Consider the following 23,166-nt stretch of genomic DNA (forward strand, 5'->3'; position numbering starts at 1 on the left):
GTCTTCTCTCGGTCTCGATGTGGGTTGCGACTACCAGCGGTAGTGCGCGAAGGCCTTGTTGGACTCGGCCATCTTGTGCGTGTCCTCGCGCTTCTTCACGGCTGCGCCGAGGCCGTTGGAGGCATCGAGCAGCTCGTTCATCAGACGCTCGGTCATCGTCTTCTCGCGGCGAGCGCGCGAGTAGCCGACGAGCCAGCGGAGCGCGAGGGTGTTGGCGCGGCCGGGCTTGACCTCGATCGGCACCTGGTAGGTCGCGCCACCGACACGGCGGGACTTGACCTCAAGGGTGGGCTTGATGTTCTCAAGCGCACGCTTCAGGGTGATGATCGGGTCGTTGCCGGTCTTGTCGCGCAGGCCCTCCATGGCGCCGTACACGATGCGCTCGGCGGTGGAGCGCTTGCCGTTCAGCAGCACCTTGTTGATGAGCGACGTCACCAGAGGAGAACCGTAGACCGGGTCGATGATGACCGGGCGCTTCGGGGCGGGGCCCTTACGAGGCATTCTTACTTCTCCTTCTTGGCGCCGTAGCGGCTGCGGGCCTGCTTGCGGTTCTTGACCGCCTGGGTGTCGAGCGCACCACGGATGATCTTGTAACGAACACCCGGCAGGTCCTTCACACGACCGCCACGCACGAGCACGATGGAGTGCTCCTGCAGGTTGTGCCCCTCACCCGGGATGTAGGCCGTGACCTCGATGCCCGAGGTCAGACGCACACGCGCGACCTTCCGCAGCGCCGAGTTCGGCTTCTTGGGGGTGGTGGTGAACACACGCGTGCAGACGCCACGACGCTGAGGCGAGGCCTCAAGAGCCGGCGTCTTCGTCTTTTCGACCTTGTCCTGCCGGCCCTTACGGACCAGCTGCTGGATCGTAGGCACTACTTCTCCGGTTTCTGTGTGCCGTATGAGTAAAGCTAACCTGGAACGTCGCCGACCCACGCGGTCGGGTGTGTCGAATCCCGCAGACTCCTGCCGCGAGGCGGGAGGGGCACGGATTGCGGTGGCCGTTCACGACATCCCCTGCGGCAGAAGACACGCAGGGGAGCCAGGGCACACCCCAGGCACAAGGTCTGAGCGTACCTACCTCATGGATCTGGGTCAAAACAAATGCGATGGGCCGCGACACGCCGGATTTGTCGCCTCGCCCGGCCGCCCCGACCAGCGTGGACCGGACGGTCGGGACAGTTCGCTCCGAGCACACACCTTTCCACCTGTGAACCGCTTTCGGTAGCTTGATCGATCCGCATTCACAAGGGGGGACCGAATGACGGCTGCGCACTTACCGGGCGACGGGGGACTCGACGACCGGGTGCCTTTCCTTGCCCGCCTCGAACGGGACGACCGGGCAGCCCTGCTCGCCCTCGGTCACACACTGCGGTACGCCCCACGCGCGGCGGTGATCCATCAGAACGAACCCTCCGCCCACGTCCTGCTGATCCTGCACGGCTGGACGAAGGTCACCGCCGCCGCGGCCAACGGCTACGAGGCGCTCCTGGCCCTGCGCGGCCCCGGTGACATCGTCGGCGAGTCAGCGGCGCTCACCGGGCGCAACCGCTCCGCCACCGTCACCGCGCTCGAACCCGTCGAGGCCGTCGCCGTGGAGCATGAACGGTTCACGGCATACCTGGGGACGTCCCCGCAGGTCTCCCTCAAACTGCTCGGCCTCACCGCCGACCGGACACGGGCAGCCGACCGACGCAGACTGGAGTTTGCCTCCCTGAGCGTGCGCGAACGCTTCGCGGCGTTGCTGCTCGACCTGGCCCGCACACACGGGCGCCGTACCAGCGAGGGCATCGAACTCTCCGTACCGCTGAGCAAACAGGAACTCGCCGGGTCCGTCGGCGCATCGCGGGAGATGGTGCAGCGGCTGCTCAAGGAATTACGGGAGCGCCAAGCCGTGGCCACCGGCCGGCGGGCGCTGGTGATCCTGCGACCGGACGTGCTGCGGCAGGTGCTGCGGTCGGGGTGAGCCGCTTCGAGGCGGGGCGGGCCCGCACGGTGGCCCGACTGTGCACACGGTCACAGTTCGAGTGCGTCATCTGCCCTCACACCTCTCGCCCGGCCGGCGCCACGCTGCTCCTCATGACCACAGACCCTGTGAACCGAACCATCCTGCTGCTCGACATCGAGCGCTTCAGCGACCGGGACGATGTCGAGCAGGCGTACCTGCGGCGCATGCTCTACGGGATCGCGGACCGGACGCTGGACGCGGCGGGGATCGACGAGACGCGGAGGCTGCGGGCCGACCGCGGCGACTCCGTCATGGAGCTGATCGACGCGAGCGCTCCGGTCACCTCGCTGCTGCGGGCGCTGCTCGGTGAACTGCCGGCCCAGCTGCACACGCAGAACAGGATGGCGTCGAGCACCGCGCAGATGCGGCTGCGGGCCGTGCTGGCCAGTGGGTACGTGGCCGTCGACGAGGACGGCGGCTGGGTCGGCTCCCACCTCAACCATGCCTGTCGGCTGCTGGACGCGGAGCTGCTGCGGGCCGCGCTCGCCGAGCGCGAGGCGGACGTGGCTCTGCTGGTGTCCGACCCTGTCCACCAGGGCATCGTGCGCCACGGACACCCGGGAATCCCGGCAGAGGACTTCCATGAGGTGACGGTGCAGAGCAAGAACGGACCGCTGGCCGCCTGGCTGCACGGCGCCCCGCCCACCGGCACCGGCGGGGCCAGGACGGGCGGCGATGCCGATACGGACACCGATGCCGCCGGTGCCGAAAGCGGCGCCGAAGGCGGGAACCGGACCGGCGGCGGACCGGCCGAGCCCCACGCGGCGGCGGGCGGCGTGAACATCGTCTTCAACGGCGGCGCCCCGAGCTTCGGCGGCAGCCTGGTCGGGGGCGACCAGCACGGCGTCTCCGGTGGCACGGTCCGCGGCGACGTCCACCTCGGCGATGCACGGCGAGGTGCGGGCTCATGACCGCCCACCGCGCTGAGGGCGCACAAGGCGCACAGGGCCCGCGGGGCGTACAGGACCCGCGGGGCGTACAGGACCCGCGGGGCGTACAGGACCCGCGGGGCGTACAGGGCGCAGCGGCGGCCGGCGTACCCGGCGGACCGGCGGCGCAGCCCCCCGCACCGCCCCCCGGTCCGCTCTCGGCCACCGCCGCCCCGCATCCGGAACAGGCCGGCCAGTCGGGCCGGCAGGGCCAGCCGGAACAGCCGGAACAGCCGGACGAACCGCAGGAAGCCCACGCCGCACGGCGCGAACTCATCGATCACGCACCGGAGTTCATCCTCGGGGCCTCGGCGGCCTTCGGCGGCTCCCTCGTGGGCGGAAGCCAGCACGGCGTGTCCGGCGGGCACGTCGCCGGAGACGTCTACCTCGGCGGCAAGACGGTGATCCACCAGCACGGCCCGGGAGGCGCCCGGCACTCCTCCGGCGCGATCCCCGGTGCCGAACTCGACGCGCTGGACGCGGTGTTCGTAGCGGAACCCGCCTTCGACGAGGCGCTGGAGCGGCTGCGCAACGAACGGGTCGTGGTCCTCACCGGGGCGCACTCGACCGGCCGCCGCGCCGCCGCCCTGATGCTGCTTCACCGCCTGGGCAACCGGGCGGTGCGCGCCCTCGACCCGGAGATCGCGCCGGGCGCCCTGCGCGACCAGCTGGGCGCAGGCGGACATGTCCTGTGCGACCTCGCTCTGAGCAGGGGCACGCCGTTGCGCGAGACCCATGTGCTCGCCGCGCTCGAACGCCTGGAGCAGACCGGCGGGCACCTGGTGATCACCGTCGAGCGCAGCGCCACGCTCCTGCAGGTGGACGGAATCCCCTGGGAGCCGCCGCCCGCCGAGAAGCTCCTGCGGGCCCACTTCGACGCCGCACAGCGCGAGCACGGCACGTGCCCCGGTCCGCTGAGCGCACTCGACGACGAGCTGCTCGCCCTCGAACCCGTGCGCGCCTTCCTCGGCCAGGAGCACTCGGTCACCGAGACCTCGGGCTTCGCCCGGCAGCTCGCCGCGTACGCACAGGGCAGCGCCTCCCTCGACGAGCTCGCCGCGTTCGGCCGCGCCCAGGTCGAGCGCCAGGTGCACGCGTGGCTGAGCGACAAGACGGCCGAGCTGAGGGAGAAGGCGTTCCTGATCTCGCTCGCGGTGTTCGACGAGGCGCCCTACACCCTGGCCGCCGAGTTCGCCGACCTGCTCTACGTGGAGCTGCAGCGCACCGAGCACGCCGAGACGGTCCCGGAGATTCCCGTGTTCGGGCGCTCACCCGCCGAACGGCTCCGGCTCGCGCGGGCCGGCAGCTTCGAGCAGCACGAGACGACCGAGTGGGGCCGCGTCCCCCAGCTGATGGCCGCGTACCACGACCCGGCGACGGCCCAGGTGCTGCTGACCGAGGTGTGGACCGGGCATCCGTCGGCGCGCCCCGCTCTCATCCGCTGGATCAAGCGCCTGGCGACCGACCGGCGGCCCGTCGTACGCACCCGGGCGGCCGCGGCCACCGCGATGCTCGCGCGTGCGGACCTGCCGTCCACCATGAACCACCTGATCGACGGCTGGGCCACGGCCCGGTTCTTCGCGCCCCGGCTCATCGCGGCGAACGCGCTGACGCTCGCCCATCTCCTCGGCGCTCCCGGCGTGCCGCGAATCCTCGGACAGTGGTGCACGGACCACCAGGAGGCCCGCCGCTGGACCGCCGTCCGCGGCTACGCGCTGCTCGCCCCGCTCAGCCCCGACCAGGCCGGGCCCGCCCTCGACGCCTTCGCCGAACGGGCCCGCTCGGCCCCCGGCAGCGTCTCCGAACACCGGCATCTGGCCGAGTCCGCGCAGTTGCTGCTCGTGGAGGGCGACCGTGCCGAGATGCTCGGCCGGCTGGCCGTGCTCGGCCGCCAGGACTCCGCCGCCGTACGTGACTTCGTGCTCTCCACCTTCGTCGCCGCCTGCGCGCACACCGACGAGGACGGGGTGCTCGCCTGGTACGTCCGCGAGGGGGAGCAGCACGCCGACGGCGCCCGCGACCTGGCCGCCCTGTGGCGGCTCGCCCTGAACGACCGCACGCACACCCGCCCCGCGCTCGGCTGCCTCCGCACCTGGCTGCACGCCGCCGAGCAGAGCGGTGACGCCGAGTCCGCGCTGGCCTCGCTGCTCCCCCGGCTGGCCATCGGCGGTGAGGACGTGGCCCGGCTCAGCCATCTGCTGCGCACCACGCCGGGGGCGGACGGCACATCCCCGTCCGGGGTCGCCGCCCGCCTCCTTCCCCTACTGAATTCCCCTGCAACATCGAGGAGTTGAGCATCCATGGCGGATTTCCGCCGGCCGCCCGAGTGGCAGCAGCAAGCCGACCGTCACACACAGCTGACCGACCCCGTGCTCACGGTCCGGTCGATCTCGCGCTTCGACCCGCGCCGCCCGGCCACGGGAGTCGACCACGCCCTGGTCTTCACCACAGCCAAGGGCGCGTACGACGCCTTCATCCCGCCGCACCGGCCGTCCCGCGGCGACACGACGGCCAAGCGGTACACCGCGGTGTACGAAGTCGACATGGGCCAGCACGCGGTCCACCTCGATCTGGAGCTGCCCAGCGACGACGACGCCTTCACGTTCACCGCCGGCGCGGACCTGAGCTGGCGCGTGGCCGACCCGGCCCAGTACGTCGCGAGCGGGGAGCGGGACGTACCGGCCCGTCTGCGCGGCGAGCTCGAACACCTCGCGCGTGCCGTGACGCGCGGCTTCCCCATCGAACGGAGCCCTGCCGCCGAGGCCGCGGTCCAGCGCGCCGTCGACTCGCTGCCCGGCGGGCTGGCCGCCGGCACCGGCCTCCGGGTCGGTGGCACCGTGCGGCTGAGCCTCGACGAGGGCACGCTCGCCCACCGTCGGCAGCTGCGCGACATCCGGTACGCGGGCGAGCTGCTCGACCCGCAGCACGAGCTGCGGATGCGGGCGCAGCACCAGCAGCACGAGCTGGAGCTCCTCCGCACCCAGCAGCTGCAGGAAATCAACGCCCAGAAGATCAACTTCTACCAGTACCACCTGCAGCAGGGCGGGGTCGCGGCCTGGGCCCTGCACCTGGCCCAGCACCCCGAGGACTCCCGGCTCGTGATGGAGAGCATGCGAGCCGACCAACTCGCCATGATCCAGAGTCAGTTGGGGGTCGCCGAGCAGCTCCTCAAGGGCGACGGCCTGGAGGACTACCAGAAGGAGGAGCCCCGGCGCCTCGCGCTCCAGGTGGTCAACGACATCCTCAATCAACGACTGCCCGGCGTCGCCCAGCAGCCTCCGCCCGCGGCTCCGGGAGCGGAGAGCGCACTGTCGGCCGGCGGGCCGGCGGACACCCACGGCCAGACGCCCGCGGACACCCACGGCCAGACGCCCGCGGACACCCACGGCCAGACGCCCGCGGACACCTACGGCCAGACCGGCGCCGTACCCCCGCCGGCGCATCCCCCCGCCCCATCGCCGTATGCCGCGACCGAGCCCGCGCCCGAGCCGGATCAGCAGCAGCCGCAGCCGCACTCCGCCCCGGGGGAAGGCACACCGTGACCGCCACAGCACCCACACCACCGACGACCTCCCCCGCCACGCCCACGCCCGCCGGCGCCAGCGCCACCGGCGAGCGGCTGCTCGCCGACCTCAGGGCCGAGATCGGACGCGCCGACAGCAAGGCGTCCGTCCTGGTCGCCGCACTCGGTCTGACCGTCGGCGTGTTCAGCGGGCGGCTGGCCGGGAGCGACTGGTCGCCGCGGGAGCTGAGCCTCCTCGGCGCCCTGCTCTGGTGGCCCGGAGTGCTCGCGCTCGCCCTGGCGCTGCTCGCCATGCTCCTCGCCGTACTGCCGCGCTACCGCCGCGGCTCCTGGACGCCGGGCAACCCCCTCACCTACTTCGGCGACATCCAACGCGCGGTACAGGCAGGCAAGTTGGCGGACGCCCTCGACGACACGACCCGGGCTCCGACCGCCGCGCTGCTGTCCGCCCTCGCCGACACCAGCCGGATCGCCGTGCGCAAGCACCACTGGATACGTACCGGACTCATCTCCTTCTGCGGTGGCACGGCACTCGTCCCCATCGCACTGCTCGTCGGCTGACCCCACTCGGCCCCACCGACCCAGGACCTCCCATGACCCAGCCCCCAGGCCCCCAGTACCCCGAGCCACCCGACGACGCGCCACCTCAGTACCCCGAGCCACCTCAGTACCCCGAACCTCCTCAGCACCCTGACCCACCCCAGTACCCCGACCCACCCGAGTACCCCGACCCACCCCAGTACCCACAGCAGCAGCCCACCGCCCACACACCGCCGGCGGCCCCGGCCCCTCCCCCGCACCCCGCACAACAGCCCCCGGCCTACCCGCCACCGATTCCCCCGCAGGCCCCACCCCCGCCATCCCCACCCCCACAGCCACAGCCACAGCCACAACCACACCCGCACGACCTCGACTTCGCCCAGCGCCGGGTGCATCTCGCGGACCGTCAGCGGCGGGCGGACGCCACGGCGGTGGGCGGACTGCTGTTGTACGTGCCGAACTTCCTCTGCAGCCTGCTGGTCGTCCTCATGTTCTCGCTGCTGTTCGGCGGACTCGGACTGCTGGTCGTCCTACTGTGGCTGGCCAGTGGCCTGCTCGTCTTCCACCGCCCCACCGAGGGGGTCATCGCCCGCCACCTGCTCCGGCTCCGCTACCCCACCCCGGAGGAGCGCGCCCGCCTTGAGCCGGTCTGGTACGAGGTCACCGCACGCGCGGGCATCGACGGCCGCACCTACGAGTTCTGGATCGAGGACAGCGACGAGCTCAACGCGGTCGCCGCCGCCGGCCATATCGTCGGCGTCACCCGCTTTGCCGTACAGCAACTGCCCACCGGGCAACTCGGCGCGGTACTCGCGCACGAGCTCGGCCACCACATCGGCGGGCACTCCTGGTCGTCCCTGCTCGGGTACTGGTACGCGCTGCCCGGCAGGATCGTATGGCGGGTGATCCGCGTCGGGGCCGCGCGCGTCCGGAGAGCGTCCGGTGGGATGTCCTGCTTCGTCGCCGGCCTGTTCCTGATGGTCTTCGGCGGCATCATCGCGAGCACCGTCCACACCCTCTACGGCCTGCCGCTGCTGCTGCTCGTCATGCCGTACGCCCTGGCGGCCATGGGCCGGCGCAGCGAACTCCGCGCCGACCAGCAGGCGGCCGCCCTCGGCTTCGCCCCGATGCTGGTCGAGGTCCTGACCCGGATGGAACACGACGCCCAGCAGGCCGAGCGGGCGGCGCTGCCCGCAGGCGCCGTGCCCGCGCCCCGGCAGGAGGGGCTGGCCAAGCTGCTGGCCTCGCACCCCGACTTCCACACGCGAATGCACCACCTGCAGCCGTATCTGCAGTCCCGCCGCTGACACACCAAAGGGCGGCCACCCCCGCAGGGGTGACCGCCCTTCAACTCAAGCGACTAGCTCACTGGTTGTACGGACCGTAGTCGTAGTCCTCCAGCGGGACGGCCTGGCCGGAGCCCGTGCCGAACGGCGAGTAGTCGATGTCGTCGTAGCCGACGGCCGAGTACATCGCGGCCTTGGCCTCCTCGGTCGGCTCGACCCGGATGTTGCGGTAGCGGGACAGGCCCGTACCGGCCGGGATGAGCTTACCGATGATGACGTTCTCCTTGAGGCCGATGAGCGAGTCGGACTTGGCGTTGATCGCCGCGTCCGTGAGGACTCGCGTCGTCTCCTGGAAGGACGCCGCCGACAGCCAGGACTCCGTGGCAAGCGAGGCCTTGGTGATACCCATGAGCTGCGGACGACCGGAGGCCGGGTGACCGCCCTCCTGGACCACACGACGGTTCTCGTGCTCGAACTTCGAGCGCTCGACCAGCTCGCCGGGCAGCAGCTCGGCGTCGCCGGACTCGATGATCGTCACGCGGCGGAGCATCTGCCGGATGATGATCTCGATGTGCTTGTCGTGGATCGACACACCCTGCGAGTTGTAGACCTTCTGGACCTCGCCGACCAGGTGGACCTGGACCGCGCGCTGACCGAGGATGCGCAGCACGTCGTGCGGGTTGGTGGCACCCACGGTGAGCTTCTGGCCCACCTCGACGTGGTCGCCCTCGGCCACCTGGACACGGGCGCGCTTCGAGATCGGGAACGCCGTCTCGTCGCTGCCGTCGTCCGGGGTGACGATGATCTTCTTGGTCTTCTCGGTCTCCTCGATGCGGACACGGCCCGCGGCCTCGGAGATCGGGGCGACACCCTTCGGCGTACGAGCCTCGAAGAGCTCGACCACACGGGGCAGACCCTGGGTGATGTCGTCACCGGCCACACCACCGGTGTGGAAGGTACGCATCGTCAGCTGCGTACCGGGCTCACCGATGGACTGGGCGGCGATGATGCCGACCGCCTCACCGATGTCGACCAGCTTGCCGGTGGCGAGCGAACGGCCGTAGCAGTACGCACACGTGCCGACCGCGGACTCACAGGTCAGGACCGAGCGGGTCTTGACCTCCTCCACACCGTGCGCGACCAGGGCGTCGATGAGCACGTCACCGAGGTCGACGTTGGCCGGCGCGATGACCTTGCCGTCGATGACGACGTCCTCGGCGAGCATGCGGGCGTACACCGAGGTCTCGACGTCCTCGGCCTTCCGCAGCACACCGTCGGCGCCCTTCGAGGCGATCCGCAGCTTCAGACCGCGGTCGGTGCCACAGTCCTCCTCGCGGATGATGACGTCCTGGGAGACGTCCACCAGACGACGGGTCAGGTAACCGGAGTCGGCGGTACGCAGGGCGGTGTCCGCCAGACCCTTACGGGCACCGTGCGTGGAGATGAAGTACTCCAGTACGGACAGGCCCTCACGGAACGACGCCTTAATGGGACGCGGGATCGTCTCGTTCTTGGCGTTGGACACCAGACCACGCATACCGGCGATCTGACGCATCTGCATCATGTTTCCGCGAGCACCCGAGTTCACCATCATGTAGATGGGGTTGGTCTTCGGGAAGTTCGCGTTCATCGCCTCGGCGACCTCGTTGGTCGCGCGGGTCCAGATGGTGATGAGCTCGTTGGTGCGCTCGTCCTTGGTGATGAGGCCGCGCTCGTACTGCTTCTGGACCTTCTCGTCCTGGGCCTCGTAGCCCGCGACGATCTCCTTCTTGGCCTCGGGGACCACGATGTCGGAGATGGCCACGGTGACGCCGGAACGGGTCGCCCAGTAGAAGCCGGCCGCCTTCAGGTTGTCGAGCGTCGCCGCCACGATGACCTTGGGGTAGCGCTCCGCCAGGTCGTTGACGATCTCGGAGAGCTGCTTCTTGCCCACCGAGTAGTCGACGAACGGGTAGTCCTCGGGCAGCAGCTCGTTGAAGAGCGCGCGGCCCAGAGTCGTACGCAGCCGGAAGCTGTCGCCCGTCTGGTACTCCGGCTCGCCCTCCTCGGCCACCGGCGGGGTCCAGCCGCGCGGCGGGATGGTGCCCACCGGGAAGCGGATGTCGACCTTCGCCTGCAGCGAGAGCTCACGGGCGTCGAACGCCATGACGGCCTCGGCCGTGGAGCCGAAGGAGCGGCCCTCACCGATGACCTTGATCTCTTCCTCGTCCGTGGTGAGGAAGAACAGACCGAGCACCATGTCCTGGGTCGGCATGGTGACCGGACGGCCGTCGGCCGGCTTGAGGATGTTGTTCGAGGACAGCATCAGGATGCGGGCCTCGGCCTGCGCCTCCGCGGACAGCGGCAGGTGCACGGCCATCTGGTCACCGTCGAAGTCCGCGTTGAACGCGGTGCAGACGAGCGGGTGGATCTGGATGGCCTTGCCCTCGACCAGCTGCGGCTCGAAGGCCTGGATGCCGAGGCGGTGCAGGGTGGGAGCACGGTTCAGCAGAACCGGGTGCTCGGCGATGACCTCTTCGAGGACGTCGTACACGACCGTGCGGCCGCGCTCCACCATGCGCTTGGCGCTCTTGATGTTCTGCGCGTGGTTCAGGTCGACCAGGCGCTTCATCACGAACGGCTTGAAGAGCTCCAGGGCCATGGCCTTCGGCAGACCGCACTGGTGCAGCTTCAGCTGCGGACCGACGACGATCACGGAACGCGCGGAGTAGTCCACACGCTTACCGAGCAGGTTCTGACGGAAGCGGCCCTGCTTGCCCTTGAGCATGTCGGACAGCGACTTCAGCGGACGGTTGCCGGGGCCCGTGACCGGGCGGCCGCGACGGCCGTTGTCGAAGAGCGCGTCGACGGCCTCCTGGAGCATGCGCTTCTCGTTGTTCACGATGATCTCGGGCGCACCGAGGTCGAGAAGGCGCTTCAGGCGGTTGTTGCGGTTGATGACGCGGCGGTACAGGTCGTTCAGGTCGGAGGTCGCGAAGCGGCCACCGTCCAGCTGCACCATCGGACGCAGGTCCGGCGGGATGACCGGCACGCAGTCGAGCACCATGCCCTTGGGGCTGTTGCTGGTCTGCAGGAACGCGGAGACGACCTTGAGGCGCTTGAGCGCACGGGTCTTCTTCTGGCCCTTGCCGGTGCGGATGATCTCGCGGAGGCGCTCGGCCTCCTCGTTGAGGTCGAAGGACTCCAGGCGCTTCTGCAGGGCAGCGGCACCCATCGAGCCGTCGAAGTACGTGCCGAAGCGGTCACGCAGCTCGCGGTAGAGCAGCTCGTCGCCCTCCAGGTCCTGGACCTTGAGGTTCTTGAAGCGGTTCCACACCTCGTCGAGACGGTCGATCTCGCGCTGCGCACGGTCGCGCAGCTGCTTCATCTCGCGCTCGGCGCCCTCGCGCACCTTGCGGCGCACATCGGCCTTGGCGCCCTCGGCCTCAAGCTCGGCCAGGTCGGTCTCAAGCTTCTTGGCGCGGGCCTCCAGGTCGGAGTCGCGACGGTTCTCGATCTGCTGACGCTCGACGGAGACGTGCGCCTCCAGGGACGGCAGGTCGCGCGTACGGCGCTCCTCGTCCACGAACGTGATCATGTACGCGGCGAAGTAGATGACCTTCTCAAGGTCCTTCGGCGCCAGGTCGAGCAGGTACCCGAGGCGCGACGGGACGCCCTTGAAGTACCAGATGTGGGTGACGGGAGCGGCCAGCTCGATGTGGCCCATCCGCTCACGACGCACCTTGGCGCGAGTGACCTCGACGCCGCAGCGCTCGCAGATGATGCCCTTGAACCGGACACGCTTGTACTTGCCGCAGTAGCACTCCCAGTCCCGGGTCGGACCGAAGATCTTCTCGCAGAAGAGTCCGTCCTTCTCGGGCTTCAGGGTGCGGTAGTTGATGGTCTCCGGCTTCTTGACCTCGCCGTGCGACCACTGTCGGATGTCGTCCGCGGTGGCCAGGCCGATCCGCAGCTCGTCGAAGAAGTTGACGTCGAGCACTTTGTCGTCAATCCCTCTTTCGGGGGTCGTGCCCCTCGCACTCAGTGAGCGAAAGGGCGCTAAATCATGGTCTGTACGGGTCCGGGGCGGGGCCGGGGCCTCTCAGGAAGAGGCCCCGACCAGACCCGTCAGACCTCTTCGACGCTGCTCGGCTCGCGCCGGGACAGGTCGATGCCGAGCTCCTCCGCGGCGCGGAAGACGTCCTCATCCGTGTCGCGCATCTCGATGGACATACCGTCGGACGACAGCACCTCCACATTCAGGCAGAGCGACTGCATCTCCTTGATGAGCACCTTGAAGGACTCGGGGATGCCCGGCTCTGGGATGTTCTCGCCCTTGACGATGGCCTCGTAGACCTTCACGCGGCCGGTGACGTCGTCGGACTTGATCGTCAGCAGCTCCTGGAGGGCGTAAGCGGCGCCGTACGCCTCCAGCGCCCACACCTCCATCTCACCGAAGCGCTGACCACCGAACTGGGCCTTACCACCGAGCGGCTGCTGGGTGATCATCGAGTACGGGCCGGTCGAGCGGGCGTGCAGCTTGTCGTCGACCAGGTGGTGCAGCTTGAGGATGTACATGTAGCCGACCGAGATCGGGTCCGGGAACGGCTCGCCGGAGCGGCCGTCGAACAGCTGCGCCTTGCCGGACGGCTGCACCATGCGCTCGCCGTCGCGGTTCGGGATCGTGTGCTCGAACAGACCGGAGATCTCGTCCTCGCGCGCGCCGTCGAAGACCGGCGTGGCGACGTTCGACCCGGCGGGGACCTCGTCGGCGCCGATGCGCTGCAGGCGCTGCATCCACTCCTCGGCGCCCTCGACCTTCCAGCCGCGGCTGGCGAGCCAGCCGAGGTGGATCTCCAGGACCTGTCCCGGGTTCATTCGGGACGGGACACCCAGCGGGTTGAGGATGATGTCGACCGGCGTGCCGTCCTCAAGGAACGGCATGTCCTCGACGGGCAGGATCTTCGAGATGACGCCCTTGTTGCCGTGACGGCCGGCGAGCTTGTCACCATCGGTGATCTTGCGCTTCTGCGCGACGTACACGCGAACCAGCTGGTTCACGCCCGGCGGCAGCTCGTCGCCCTCTTCGCGGTCGAAGACGCGGACGCCGATGACCTTGCCGGTCTCGCCGTGCGGCACCTTCAGGGAGGTGTCGCGGACCTCGCGGGCCTTCTCACCGAAGATCGCGCGGAGCAGGCGCTCCTCCGGCGTCAGCTCGGTCTCACCCTTGGGCGTGACCTTGCCGACGAGGATGTCGCCGGCGACGACCTCGGCACCGATCCGGATGATGCCGCGCTCGTCGAGGTCGGCGAGGACCTCCTCGGAGACGTTCGGGATGTCCCGGGTGATCTCCTCCGGGCCGAGCTTGGTGTCACGGGCGTCGACCTCGTGCTCCTCGATGTGGATCGAGGAGAGGACGTCGTCCTGCACGAGGCGCTGCGACAGGATGATCGCGTCCTCGTAGTTGTGGCCCTCCCACGGCATGAACGCCACGAGCAGGTTCTTGCCGAGCGCCATCTCGCCCTCGTCGGTCGAGGGACCGTCGGCGAGGACCTGGCCCTCGATGACGCGCGCGCCCTCGTTGACGACGACCTTCTGGTTGAAGGAGGTGCCCTGGTTGGAGCGGGAGAACTTCGCCACGCGGTACGTGGTGTAGGTGCCGTCGTCGTTGGCCACCGTCACGTAGTCGGCGGAGACCTCCTGGACGACACCGTCCTTCTCGGCCTTGATGACGTCACCGGCGTCGACCGCGCAGCGGTACTCCATGCCCGTACCGACCAGCGGGGCCTCCGCCTTGATCAGCGGCACGGCCTGGCGCATCATGTTCGATCCCATGAGCGCGCGGTTGGCGTCGTCGTGCTCCAGGAAGGGGATCATCGCGGTCGCGACGGACACCATCTGACGCGGCGAGACGTCCATGTAGTCGACGTCGTCACCGGGGATGTAGTCGATCTCGCCGCCACGGCGACGGACGAGCACACGCGCCTCGGCGAAGTGCAGGTCGTCGGTGAGCGGGGCGTTGGCCTGCGCGATGACGAAGCGGTCCTCTTCGTCGGCCGTCAGGTAGTCGACGTCGTCGGTGACGACACCGTCCACGACCTTGCGGTACGGCGTCTCGACGAAGCCGAACGCGTTGACCCGGCCGTACGAGGCGAGCGAACCGATCAGACCGATGTTCGGGCCTTCGGGCGTCTCGATCGGGCACATGCGGCCGTAGTGCGAAGGGTGCACGTCGCGGACCTCGAAGCCGGCCCGCTCACGGGACAGACCACCGGGGCCGAGCGCGGACAGACGACGCTTGTGGGTCAGGCCCGACAGCGGGTTCGTCTGGTCCATGAACTGCGACAGCTGGCTGGTGCCGAAGAACTCCTTGATGGAGGCGACGACCGGCCGGATGTTGATCAGCGTCTGCGGCGTGATCGCCTCGACGTCCTGCGTCGTCATGCGCTCACGGACGACACGCTCCATACGCGCCAGACCCGTACGGACCTGGTTCTGGATGAGCTCGCCGACGTTACGCAGACGACGGTTGCCGAAGTGGTCGATGTCGTCGGTCTCGACGACCACGGCCTGGCTGTTGTCACCGACGGTCTCGGTCTCACCGGCGTGCAGCTTCACCAGGTACTTGATCGTCGCGATGATGTCTTCGACGGTCAGGACGCCGGCGTCGAGCGGAGCGTCCGCACCGAGCTTCTTGTTGACCTTGTAGCGGCCGACCTTCGCGAGGTCGTAGCGCTTCGGGTTGAAGTAGAGGTTCTCAAGCAGCGTCTGCGCGGCCTCACGCGTGGGCGGCTCGCCCGGGCGCAGCTTGCGGTAGATGTCGAGCAGCGCGTCGTCCTGGCCCTGGGTGTGGTCCTTCTCCAGGGTGGCGCGCATGGACTCGTACTCGCCGAACTCCTCAAGGATCTGCTCGGTGGTCCAGCCGAGCGCCTTCAGGAGGACGGTGACGGACTGCTTGCGCTTGCGGTCGACGCGGACGCCGACCATGTCGCGCTTGTCGACCTCCATCTCCAGCCAGGCACCCCGGGACGGGATGATCTTGGCCGAGAAGATGTCCTTGTCGGACGTCTTGTCGATGGAGGAGTCGAAGTAGACACCCGGCGAGCGGACGAGCTGCGAAACGACGACACGCTCGGTGCCGTTGATGCAGAAAGTGCCCTTGTTCGTCATGAGCGGGAAGTCGCCCATGAAGACCGTCTGGGACTTGATCTCGCCGGTCTCGTTGTTGGTGAACTCGGCGGTGACGAAGAGCGGCGCCGCGTACGTGAAGTCGCGCTCCTTGCACTCGTCGATGGAGTTCTTCGGGGGCTCGAAGCGGTGGTCGCGGAAGGTCAGCGACATCGACCCGGAGAAGTCCTCGATCGGGGAGATCTCCTCGAAGATCTCCTCCAGACCGGACTTGGTGGGGACGTCCTGACCGGACTCCAGAGCCGCCTCGACCCGACTCTGCCAGGCGGTGTTGCCGAGCAGCCAGTCGAAGCTCTCGGTCTGCAGCGCGAGCAGGTTCGGAACCTCAAGGGGCTCCTTGATCTTTGCAAAGGAGATGCGCAGCGGGGCGGTGCTGGCGCCGTTGTTCGTATTGGCAGTCGAGGCGTTGCGCGAGGCGGCCAAGAGGGGGTCCTTCCGAGGGCTCGGACTCACTACGCGCGTGCCGGTCCCATACCGAGCGACGAATGAGAAATCCCAGGTCAGGGAGGTTCAATCGACTCTGCTCAGGTGCGGGCATGCCCCTGGTGACGGGCAGGAGGCAGCTAACAGGCAGCGCAAAGGGTCAGTGTAGCCACTCGGCCCACTGATGTCCAGAGCGGGTTTTTATTGAGACCCACGAACACCTCAGAGTCCTACTGTTGTCGGCACCAGCGGCAGACCCCTCGCCGCTGGGCGCATATCCACACTGCCCTGTTCGTCATCGATCCATGCCTCGGATTCGGATCGATGTGACGACGCGTCCTGAGAATTGCGCGCTGCGTGCGGTTCGTCAAGGCCCCCCTGCCGAAACCGGGCTGCCGCAAAGGTCACCACGGGGCACCGGAGGCACAACGAAGATCACCATACTCGGCCGTGCCGTCAGTGCAAGGCAGCCGTCACGGCGACTCCCGGGAACGCCGAAAGGCGACCACCCACATGGGTGATCGCCCTTCAGTGTGTGCGCGTTACAGCGCGCGAGCCGTCAAGGCCCGGAAGAGTCAGACGACTCGCGAGGTCACTTGACCTCGACGGAGGCGCCGGCGCCCTCAAGGGCCTCCTTGGCCTTGTCCGCGGCGTCCTTGGCGACCTTCTCAAGGACCGGCTTCGGGGTGCCGTCGACGAGGTCCTTGGCCTCCTTCAGACCCAGGGAGGTCAGCTCGCGCACGACCTTGATGACCTGGATCTTCTTGTCGCCGGCGCCGGTGAGGACGACGTCGAACTCGTCCTTCTCCTCGACGGCCTCGGCGGCGGCGCCACCAGCGGCACCACCGGCGACGACGACCGGCGCGGCAGCGGCGGCGGTGACGTCGAACTTCTCCTCGAAGGCCTTCACGAACTCGGAGAGCTCGATGAGGGTCATCTCCTCGAACTGGGCGAGCAGGTCGTCCTGGCTGAGCTTCGCCATGATGGCGGTCCTTCCACTAATTCGGCTGGTGCCGGATGTACATGTGAGGCGGGCGTACGTTCGGGCCCGCTGCGGCCACTTGTCTAGGCATGCCTAGACGGGAGCGGCCATGACGCGAGCCGAATTACTCGGCACCGCCCTGCTCGGCCTGCTTGGCACGAAGCGCCTCCGCGGTGCGGACGAACTTCTCGGGCAGCGCCTGGAAGACAGAGGCAGCCTGCGACTGCTTGCCCTTCATGGCACCGGCCAGCTTGCTGAGCAGAACCTCGCGGGACTCAAGGTCCGCAAGCTTCTTGATGTCGTCGGCGGACAGCGCCTTGCCGTCAAGGACACCGCCCTTGATGACGAGAGAGGGGTTGTCCTTGGAGAAGTCACGAAGACCCTTCGCCGCCTCGACCGGGTCACCGGTGACGAAGGCGACAGCCGTCGAGCCCTGGAGGTGCTCGTCCAGCTGGATCCCGGCCTCATTGGCCGCGATCTTGGTCAGCGTGTTCTTCACCACTCGGTACTGAGCGTTCTCGCCGAGAGAACGGCGGAGCTGCTTGAGCTGCGCCACGGTCAGTCCGGTGTAAGAGGTGACAACAGCCGCGTTGGAGTCGCGCAGCTTCTGCGTGATCTCCTCTACGGCTGCGACCTTGTCGGACGTCGCCATGTGCCTCGGCCTCCTTCCGGGGTGATGATCCTCGGCTGACCTCGCGATCAGCCGCGTACGCCGGACCGCCTGAATCAGGCACGTAGAAGGGGGCGTCTGCACAAAACGAAACGCCCCGGCATAGGTGCACGGGGCGTGAGCTCGACCGGACGGAATCCGTCCAGGAGCGCTTCCACAGTCACCTACGCGGGTCGTCCGCAGTCAGCGGATCCTTCGGCCACCGCACCCTCAGAACTGAGCGCACAGCAACGACCAGCGGTCTTTGGCTTCTGTAGGAGAGTACGCGAGCGGGGTCCCGGCGAGCAAATCCGCTCCCGGGACCCTGAGGCGGCGGTCCTTCCCGGGCCGCGTTACTGCTGCGGCTGCCGCTTCATCAGGTCCTTGACGTTGATGGTGTCGTCCGCCGGGGGCTGCTCGGTGGCCACGTCCACGCCGTAGTCGCTGTAGTAGACCGTCTGGGAGAACTCGCCGGTCTTCATCTTGGCCTCTTCGACCTTCTTCACCAGGAGGTCCTGGTCGTTGACCCAGATGTCGATCTTCTCCGTGGTCATGCCGGCCTCCTGGAGCTGCTTGCGCAGCGCCGCGGCGTCCTTCTCGTCCATGCCGGCGTTCTTGGCCGTGAGGTCGGCGACGTCGACGGTGCCGGAGTAGTGCGTGGTGTTGACGCCGCGGACCTTCTCCTCGCCGACGCGCTTCACGTCGCCGGAGGCGAGGAGCATCTTCACCGTCTGGTTGGGGGTGGAGCTCTGCATCTGGTTCTTGAGCGCCCGGCCGGACGCGCCGCCCATCTCGGCGAGCGTCTCGTAGTCGTACTCGATCCAGTGCTTGCCGCCCGAGGCTGCCGCGAACTTGTCCCCCATGTTCGCGTAGTAGCCGTTCTTGAGGTAGCGGTAGTCGATCGAGGTGTCGCCGGTCTGCTGCATCTGGTCGGCCATCGGGCCGTCGGTGAACTTGATGCGCAGGACGCCCGTGACGCCGTCCGCCCAGTCGAGGGCGCCCTTCATCTCCATGCTGCCCTGGGCGCCCATGGTGGTCGTGCCGTCGACCTTGGCGGAGTCGGCGTCCTCGGTCTTGTCGTCGACCGTACGCAGGGCCGTGAGCGGGTTGAACGAGCCCCCGCCTTCGCTGCGGTCCTTGCCGCCGCCCTTGCTCTCGCTCTTGCCCTCGCTCTTGCCCGCCGAGCCCCCGCCGCAGGCCGCGACGCCGGTCAGCGCGGCGGCCGCCGCGATCGAGACACAAACCCGCCGCACGGTCCTGGTGTTCATCTGCCCCACCCCTAGAAAGATTTGACGTTCGGCTGTGCACGTTAGCGCGTGGCACTGACAGACGCCGACGGGCCCCGCACCTCGGAAGGTGCGGGGCCCGTCTTCGACACGCGTACGCGACGCGGCTACCGGGGAGTCGGGTGACTCAGACGGCGGCCGGGTCCTCCTCGACGAGGAGGTTGCGGGTGCGGTTCGGGTCGAGCGGAATGCCGGGGCCCATCGTGGTGGTGAGCGCGGCCTTCTTGATGTAGCGGCCCTTGGCGGCGGAGGGCTTCAGACGAAGCACCTCCTCAAGGGCGGCGGCGTAGTTCTCCACCAGCTTGGTGTCGTCGAAGGACGACTTGCCGATGATGAAGTGGAGGTTCGCGTGCTTGTCGACGCGGAACTCGATCTTGCCGCCCTTGATGTCGTTGACAGCCTTGGTGACATCGGGGGTGACGGTGCCGGTCTTCGGGTTCGGCATCAGACCACGCGGACCGAGCACGCGGCCGAGGCGGCCGACCTTGCCCATGAGGTCCGGGGTGGCGACGACGGCGTCGAAGTCCAGGCGGCCCTTGGAGACCTCGTCGATCAGTTCGTCCGAGCCGACGATGTCGGCGCCGGCGGCTTCCGCGGCCGCAGCACGGTCACCGGTCGCGAAGACCAGGACCCGGGCGGTCTTACCGGTGCCGTGCGGGAGGTTCACGGTGCCACGGACCATCTGGTCGGCCTTGCGCGGGTCAACACCCAGGCGGAAGGCGACCTCGACGGTGCCGTCGAACTTGGTCGCGGAGGTCTCCTTGGCGAGACGGACGGCTTCGAGCGGGGCGTAGAGCTTGTCCCGGTCGATCTTGGCGTCCGCAGCGCGGAGAGTCTTGCTGCGCTTCACTTCTACTCCTGAGGTTCAGGTATGGAGTTCGTGGTCCGGGCCGCGCATGGCCCTGCCACTCAGGTCAAACGGGGGTGAGGTCAGCCCTCGACCGTGACGCCCATGGAGCGGGCGGTGCCGGCGATGATCTTGGACGCGGCGTCCAGGTCATTGGCGTTGAGGTCGGGCATCTTCGTGGTGGCGATCTCGCGGACCTGCGCCTCGGTGATCTTGGCGACCTTGGTCTTGTGCGGCTCGCCGGAGCCCTTCTCGACACCAGCGGCCTTGAGGATCATCTTCGCGGCCGGCGGGGTCTTGGTGATGAAGGTGAAGGAACGGTCCTCGTAGACCGTGATCTCCACCGGGATGACCCAACCGCGCTGCGACTCGGTCGCGGCGTTGTAGGCCTTGCAGAACTCCATGATGTTGACGCCGTGCTGACCCAGCGCGGGGCCGACCGGCGGAGCCGGGTTGGCGGCACCGGCCTGGATCTGGAGCTTGATGAGCCCCGTGACCTTCTTCTTCTTGGGAGGCATTGCTCTCTCCGGGTCCTAGTGAGAGTGATCCGCCTGCCATCCGATCATCCGGACGGAGGCATACCGCACAACGATAACGGGTATGGCTGTGCGGCTAAAAACCGAGCAGGTCAGACCGGCTTCAGCAGCCTGTCTGACCTGGTCGGAAGCGTGTGTTCCAGAGGAACTAGTTCTTCTGGATCTGGTCGAAGCTCAGCTCGACCGGGGTCTCGCGGCCGAAGATCTCGACGAGGCCCTTGACCTTCTTGGAGTCGGCGTTGATCTCGTTGATGGTCGCCTGCAGCGTGGCGAACGGGCCGTCGGTGACGGTGACCGAGTCGCCGACCTCGAAGTCCAGGACCTGGACCTCGACCTTGCGGGCCGGAGCCGGCTTGCCCTCGGCCTCGGCGGCCTCGCGGGCGGCCTTCTCCTCGGCCTCCGGGGCGAGCATCTTGACGATCTCGTCCAGGGTCAGCGGGTACGGGTCGTAGGCGTTGCCCACGAAGCCGGTGACGCCGGGGGTGTTGCGGACGACGCCCCAGGACTCGTTCGTCAGGTCCATGCGCACCAGGACGTAGCCGGGGAGCTTGTTCTGACGGATCGTCTTGCGCTCGCCGTTCTTGATCTGCGCGACCTCTTCCTGCGGCACCTCGGCCTGGAAGATGAAGTCCTCGACGTTGAGCGAGACGGCGCGCTGCTCAAGGTTGGTCTTCACGCGGTTCTCGTAACCGGCGTAGGTGTGGATCACGTACCACTCGCCGGGGAGCGTGCGCAGCTCCTCGCGCAGGGCGGCGATCGGGTCGACCGGCTCGGCGTCCTCGGCTTCCTCGGCCGCTTCTGCCTCTTCGACGGCCTCGGCTGCGGCCTCGTCCTCGGCGGTCTCCGCCACGGCCGCGGCCTCGTCCTCGATCTGCACCGCGGCCTCCTCGGCGGGCTCGCCCGCCGCGAGGTCGGCAGCCTCGGCCTCGTCCGGCTCCTCGGCGTCCGCCGCCTCGACGATGTCGAGCTGGTCCTCCACGGACTCCGCGGCTTCCGCCGACTCGATGGCGTCGTTCAGGTTCGGGTCAGACACGGTGGCTGCTTCTTCCTGGATACAGATGGGTGGAACGCGCGAAACGGGCGCCGGGAACGGCGCCCTCCGCTCGGCTGTCAGCCGAAGACGTACTTGACGGCCTGCGAGAAGCCATAGTCAAGCACGGTCACCAAGGCAATCATGATGACAACGAAGACAATCACCACTGTGGTGTATGTCGTGAGCTGGCTGCGACTGGGCCAGACGACCTTGCGGAGCTCCGCGACGATCTGACGGTAGAACAGCGCGAGACGGCCCAGGGGGCCTTTCTTGCCGCGCTTTCCGCCCTTGCGGGACTTCTTCTTCGAATCGGTCGCCTCGTCCGGGGCATCAGGCGTGTCGATGGAGCCCACGGCGTCCGTCACTCTTTCTCACCTGATTCCGGGTCGTGGCCGTGCCGCGCCCGGTGGAGCCGCACGGCGGTGCTTTGCAGTACGTACATGCGCACACATCCTGGCGAAAGGTGTGTGTAGCAGGGCCGGAGGGACTTGAACCCCCAACCGCTGGTTTTGGAGACCAGTGCTCTACCAATTGAGCTACGACCCTTTGGTTTTCCCCCAACGTACAGCATCCGTCCCGGTGCACGGAGTGCGCTCGGCGGGCGCCGGCTGTTGAAGGCCAACGAGCGACGAGTGTACGTGGTCCCGGGCCTTGCGTCGAACAGATAGGGCTGCACCCGTCGGTGAAACCTGTGCACCCCGGTTCCTGCCGGTCTGGAACGATGGGCCCCATGAGCGCTGCAACGTCACCCACCGAACGCCGCATCTCCGCCCGTATCGGCGCGATCTCCGAGTCCGCCACCCTCGCCGTCGACGCCAAGGCCAAGGCCCTCAAGGCCGCCGGACGTCCGGTGATCGGCTTCGGCGCGGGCGAGCCGGACTTCCCCACGCCCGACTACATCGTCGAGGCGGCCGTCGAGGCCTGCAAGAACCCGAAGTACCACCGCTACACCCCGGCCGGCGGCCTGCCCGAGCTGAAGGCCGCGATCGCCGCGAAGACGCTGCGCGACTCCGGCTACGAGGTCGAGGCCGCGAACGTCCTGGTGACCAACGGCGGCAAGCAGGCCATCTACGAGGCCTTCGCGACGATCCTCGACCCGGGCGACGAGGTCATCGTCCCGACCCCGTACTGGACCACGTACCCCGAGTCGATCCAGCTCGCGGGCGGTGTGCCGGTCTTCGTGACCGCCGACGAGACCACCGGGTACCGGGTGTCGGTCGCGCAGCTGGAGGCGGCCGTCACCGAGAACACCAAGGTGCTGCTCTTCGTCTCCCCGTCGAACCCGACCGGCGCCGTCTACTCGCGCGCGCAGGTCGAGGAGATCGGCCGCTGGGCCGCCGAGAAGGGCCTGTGGGTCCTGACCGACGAGATCTACGAGCACCTGGTGTACGGCGACGCGGAGTTCAGCTCGCTGCCGGTGGTGGTGCCCGAGCTGCGCGACAAGTGCATCATCGTCAACGGCGTCGCCAAGACGTACGCCATGACCGGCTGGCGCGTGGGCTGGGTGATCGGCCCGAAGGACGTCGTCAAGGCGGCGACGAACCTGCAGTCGCACGCCACGTCCAACGTGAGCAACGTGGCGCAGGCCGCCGCGATCGCCGCCGTCTCCGGTGATCTGACCGCCGTCGCCGAGATGCGCAAGGCCTTCGACCGGCGCCGGCAGACCATCGTCAGGATGCTCAACGACATCGAAGGCGTGCTGTGCCCGGAGCCGGAGGGCGCCTTCTACGCGTACCCGTCCGTGAAGGGCCTGCTCGGCAAGGAGATCCGCGGCAAGCGTCCCGTGACGACGGTCGAGCTGGCCGCGCTGATCCTGGACGAGGTCGAGGTCGCGGTGGTGCCGGGCGAGGCCTTCGGCACGCCGGGCTACCTGCGGCTTTCGTACGCCCTGGGTGACGAGGACCTGGTCGAGGGCGTGTCGCGGATCCAGAAGCTGCTGGCGGAGGCTCGCTGACAGC

18 protein-coding genes and 1 tRNA gene are annotated in these 23,166 nt (G+C 68.5%); 7 read left to right on the forward strand and 12 right to left on the reverse strand.

Annotation, left to right across the window (positions count from 1 at the left end; genetic code table 11):
- Positions 1–30: 30 nt before the first annotated feature.
- Together rpsG and rpsL are read right to left on the reverse strand one after the other, a co-directional pair.
- Positions 31–501 carry a 30S ribosomal protein S7 gene (gene rpsG, locus QIS99_RS05980; RefSeq protein ID WP_282511190.1) on the reverse strand — a complete coding sequence of 157 codons (471 nt, stop codon included), beginning with the start codon at positions 499–501 and terminating at the stop codon, positions 31–33.
- Positions 502–503: 2 nt separating this feature from the next.
- Entirely contained in the window at positions 504–875 is a 372-nt protein-coding gene (rpsL, locus tag QIS99_RS05985) for a 30S ribosomal protein S12 (RefSeq protein ID WP_007265893.1), read from the reverse strand.
- Between the two features lie 385 nt (positions 876–1,260).
- Between rpsL and QIS99_RS05990 the strand changes: the two genes are divergently transcribed.
- From QIS99_RS05990 to QIS99_RS06015, 6 genes are all read left to right on the forward strand, one after another.
- Positions 1,261–1,965: a Crp/Fnr family transcriptional regulator gene (locus QIS99_RS05990; RefSeq protein ID WP_282511192.1), complete on the forward strand. Its 705-nt coding sequence runs from the start codon at positions 1,261–1,263 to the stop codon at positions 1,963–1,965.
- A gap of 113 nt (positions 1,966–2,078) precedes the next feature.
- Positions 2,079–2,918 carry a hypothetical protein gene (locus QIS99_RS05995; protein ID WP_282511193.1) on the forward strand — a complete coding sequence of 280 codons (840 nt, stop codon included), beginning with the start codon at positions 2,079–2,081 and terminating at the stop codon, positions 2,916–2,918.
- Positions 2,915–5,230, forward strand: coding sequence for a hypothetical protein (locus QIS99_RS06000; protein WP_282511196.1), 2,316 nt, complete (start codon positions 2,915–2,917; stop codon positions 5,228–5,230). Before QIS99_RS05995 ends, QIS99_RS06000 begins: the two co-directional genes overlap by 4 nt.
- A gap of 6 nt (positions 5,231–5,236) precedes the next feature.
- The gene (locus tag QIS99_RS06005) at positions 5,237–6,478 is read left to right on the forward strand and encodes a PE-PGRS family protein (RefSeq protein WP_282511197.1); all 1,242 of its coding nucleotides are present in this window, start codon (positions 5,237–5,239) and stop codon (positions 6,476–6,478) included.
- Positions 6,475–7,020 (forward strand): Pycsar system effector family protein, encoded by a 546-nt coding sequence (locus tag QIS99_RS06010; protein ID WP_408909490.1) that lies wholly within the window; start codon positions 6,475–6,477, stop codon positions 7,018–7,020. The genes QIS99_RS06005 and QIS99_RS06010 overlap by 4 nt, the downstream gene beginning before the upstream one ends.
- 368 nt (positions 7,021–7,388) lie before the next feature.
- Entirely contained in the window at positions 7,389–8,306 is a 918-nt protein-coding gene (locus QIS99_RS06015; protein ID WP_349017271.1) for a M48 family metalloprotease, read from the forward strand.
- 58 nt (positions 8,307–8,364) lie between these two features.
- On the opposite strand, the gene QIS99_RS06020 is transcribed toward QIS99_RS06015, so the two are convergent.
- The 10 genes from QIS99_RS06020 to QIS99_RS06065 form a co-directional block, all read right to left on the reverse strand.
- Complete coding sequence (locus tag QIS99_RS06020; RefSeq protein ID WP_282511199.1) at positions 8,365–12,264, reverse strand: DNA-directed RNA polymerase subunit beta'; 3,900 nt, start codon at positions 12,262–12,264, stop codon at positions 8,365–8,367.
- A gap of 128 nt (positions 12,265–12,392) precedes the next feature.
- Entirely contained in the window at positions 12,393–15,875 is a 3,483-nt protein-coding gene (gene rpoB, locus QIS99_RS06025; protein WP_282511200.1) for a DNA-directed RNA polymerase subunit beta, read from the reverse strand.
- A 592-nt stretch (positions 15,876–16,467) separates the two neighbouring features.
- On the reverse strand, positions 16,468–16,857 hold the full coding sequence (gene rplL / locus QIS99_RS06030) for a 50S ribosomal protein L7/L12 (protein WP_282511202.1): 390 nt from the start codon (positions 16,855–16,857) through the stop codon (positions 16,468–16,470).
- Between the two features lie 124 nt (positions 16,858–16,981).
- Positions 16,982–17,509, reverse strand: coding sequence for a 50S ribosomal protein L10 (gene rplJ / locus QIS99_RS06035; protein ID WP_282511204.1), 528 nt, complete (start codon positions 17,507–17,509; stop codon positions 16,982–16,984).
- Between the two features lie 350 nt (positions 17,510–17,859).
- Entirely contained in the window at positions 17,860–18,774 is a 915-nt protein-coding gene (locus tag QIS99_RS06040; RefSeq protein ID WP_282511206.1) for a hypothetical protein, read from the reverse strand.
- 145 nt (positions 18,775–18,919) lie between these two features.
- On the reverse strand, positions 18,920–19,642 hold the full coding sequence (gene rplA / locus QIS99_RS06045) for a 50S ribosomal protein L1 (protein ID WP_282511208.1): 723 nt from the start codon (positions 19,640–19,642) through the stop codon (positions 18,920–18,922).
- A gap of 80 nt (positions 19,643–19,722) precedes the next feature.
- Positions 19,723–20,157, reverse strand: a complete 435-nt coding sequence (gene rplK / locus QIS99_RS06050; RefSeq protein WP_040252631.1) for a 50S ribosomal protein L11 — start codon at positions 20,155–20,157, stop codon at positions 19,723–19,725.
- Between the two features lie 166 nt (positions 20,158–20,323).
- The gene (nusG, locus tag QIS99_RS06055; RefSeq protein WP_282511216.1) at positions 20,324–21,208 is read right to left on the reverse strand and encodes a transcription termination/antitermination protein NusG; all 885 of its coding nucleotides are present in this window, start codon (positions 21,206–21,208) and stop codon (positions 20,324–20,326) included.
- A gap of 77 nt (positions 21,209–21,285) precedes the next feature.
- Positions 21,286–21,573, reverse strand: coding sequence for a preprotein translocase subunit SecE (secE, locus tag QIS99_RS06060; protein ID WP_282511218.1), 288 nt, complete (start codon positions 21,571–21,573; stop codon positions 21,286–21,288).
- Positions 21,574–21,681: 108 nt separating this feature from the next.
- Positions 21,682–21,754: transfer RNA gene (locus QIS99_RS06065), tRNA-Trp, on the reverse strand.
- A gap of 184 nt (positions 21,755–21,938) precedes the next feature.
- Between QIS99_RS06065 and QIS99_RS06070 the strand changes: the two genes are divergently transcribed.
- Complete coding sequence (locus tag QIS99_RS06070; RefSeq protein ID WP_282511220.1) at positions 21,939–23,162, forward strand: pyridoxal phosphate-dependent aminotransferase; 1,224 nt, start codon at positions 21,939–21,941, stop codon at positions 23,160–23,162.
- Positions 23,163–23,166: the final 4 nt, after the last annotated feature.

Origin of the sequence: Streptomyces solicavernae (assembly GCF_029968095.1) — a bacterium.
GTDB classification, from domain to species: domain Bacteria; phylum Actinomycetota; class Actinomycetes; order Streptomycetales; family Streptomycetaceae; genus Streptomyces; species Streptomyces solicavernae.

What these genes read in the sequence shown, in the direction of transcription:
- rpsG (WP_282511190.1), bottom strand. Translation starts at nt 501, where the DNA reads ATGCCTCGTAAGGGCCCCGCCCCGAAGCGCCCGGTCATCATCGACCCG.
- QIS99_RS06000 (WP_282511196.1), top strand. Translation starts at nt 2,915, where the DNA reads ATGACCGCCCACCGCGCTGAGGGCGCACAAGGCGCACAGGGCCCGCGG.
- rplJ (WP_282511204.1), bottom strand. Translation starts at nt 17,509, where the DNA reads ATGGCGACGTCCGACAAGGTCGCAGCCGTAGAGGAGATCACGCAGAAG.
- rplL (WP_282511202.1), bottom strand. Translation starts at nt 16,857, where the DNA reads ATGGCGAAGCTCAGCCAGGACGACCTGCTCGCCCAGTTCGAGGAGATG.
- QIS99_RS06040 (WP_282511206.1), bottom strand. Translation starts at nt 18,774, where the DNA reads ATGAACACCAGGACCGTGCGGCGGGTTTGTGTCTCGATCGCGGCGGCC.
- rplK (WP_040252631.1), bottom strand. Translation starts at nt 20,157, where the DNA reads ATGCCTCCCAAGAAGAAGAAGGTCACGGGGCTCATCAAGCTCCAGATC.
- QIS99_RS05990 (WP_282511192.1), top strand. Translation starts at nt 1,261, where the DNA reads ATGACGGCTGCGCACTTACCGGGCGACGGGGGACTCGACGACCGGGTG.
- QIS99_RS05995 (WP_282511193.1), top strand. Translation starts at nt 2,079, where the DNA reads ATGACCACAGACCCTGTGAACCGAACCATCCTGCTGCTCGACATCGAG.
- QIS99_RS06005 (WP_282511197.1), top strand. Translation starts at nt 5,237, where the DNA reads ATGGCGGATTTCCGCCGGCCGCCCGAGTGGCAGCAGCAAGCCGACCGT.
- QIS99_RS06070 (WP_282511220.1), top strand. Translation starts at nt 21,939, where the DNA reads ATGAGCGCTGCAACGTCACCCACCGAACGCCGCATCTCCGCCCGTATC.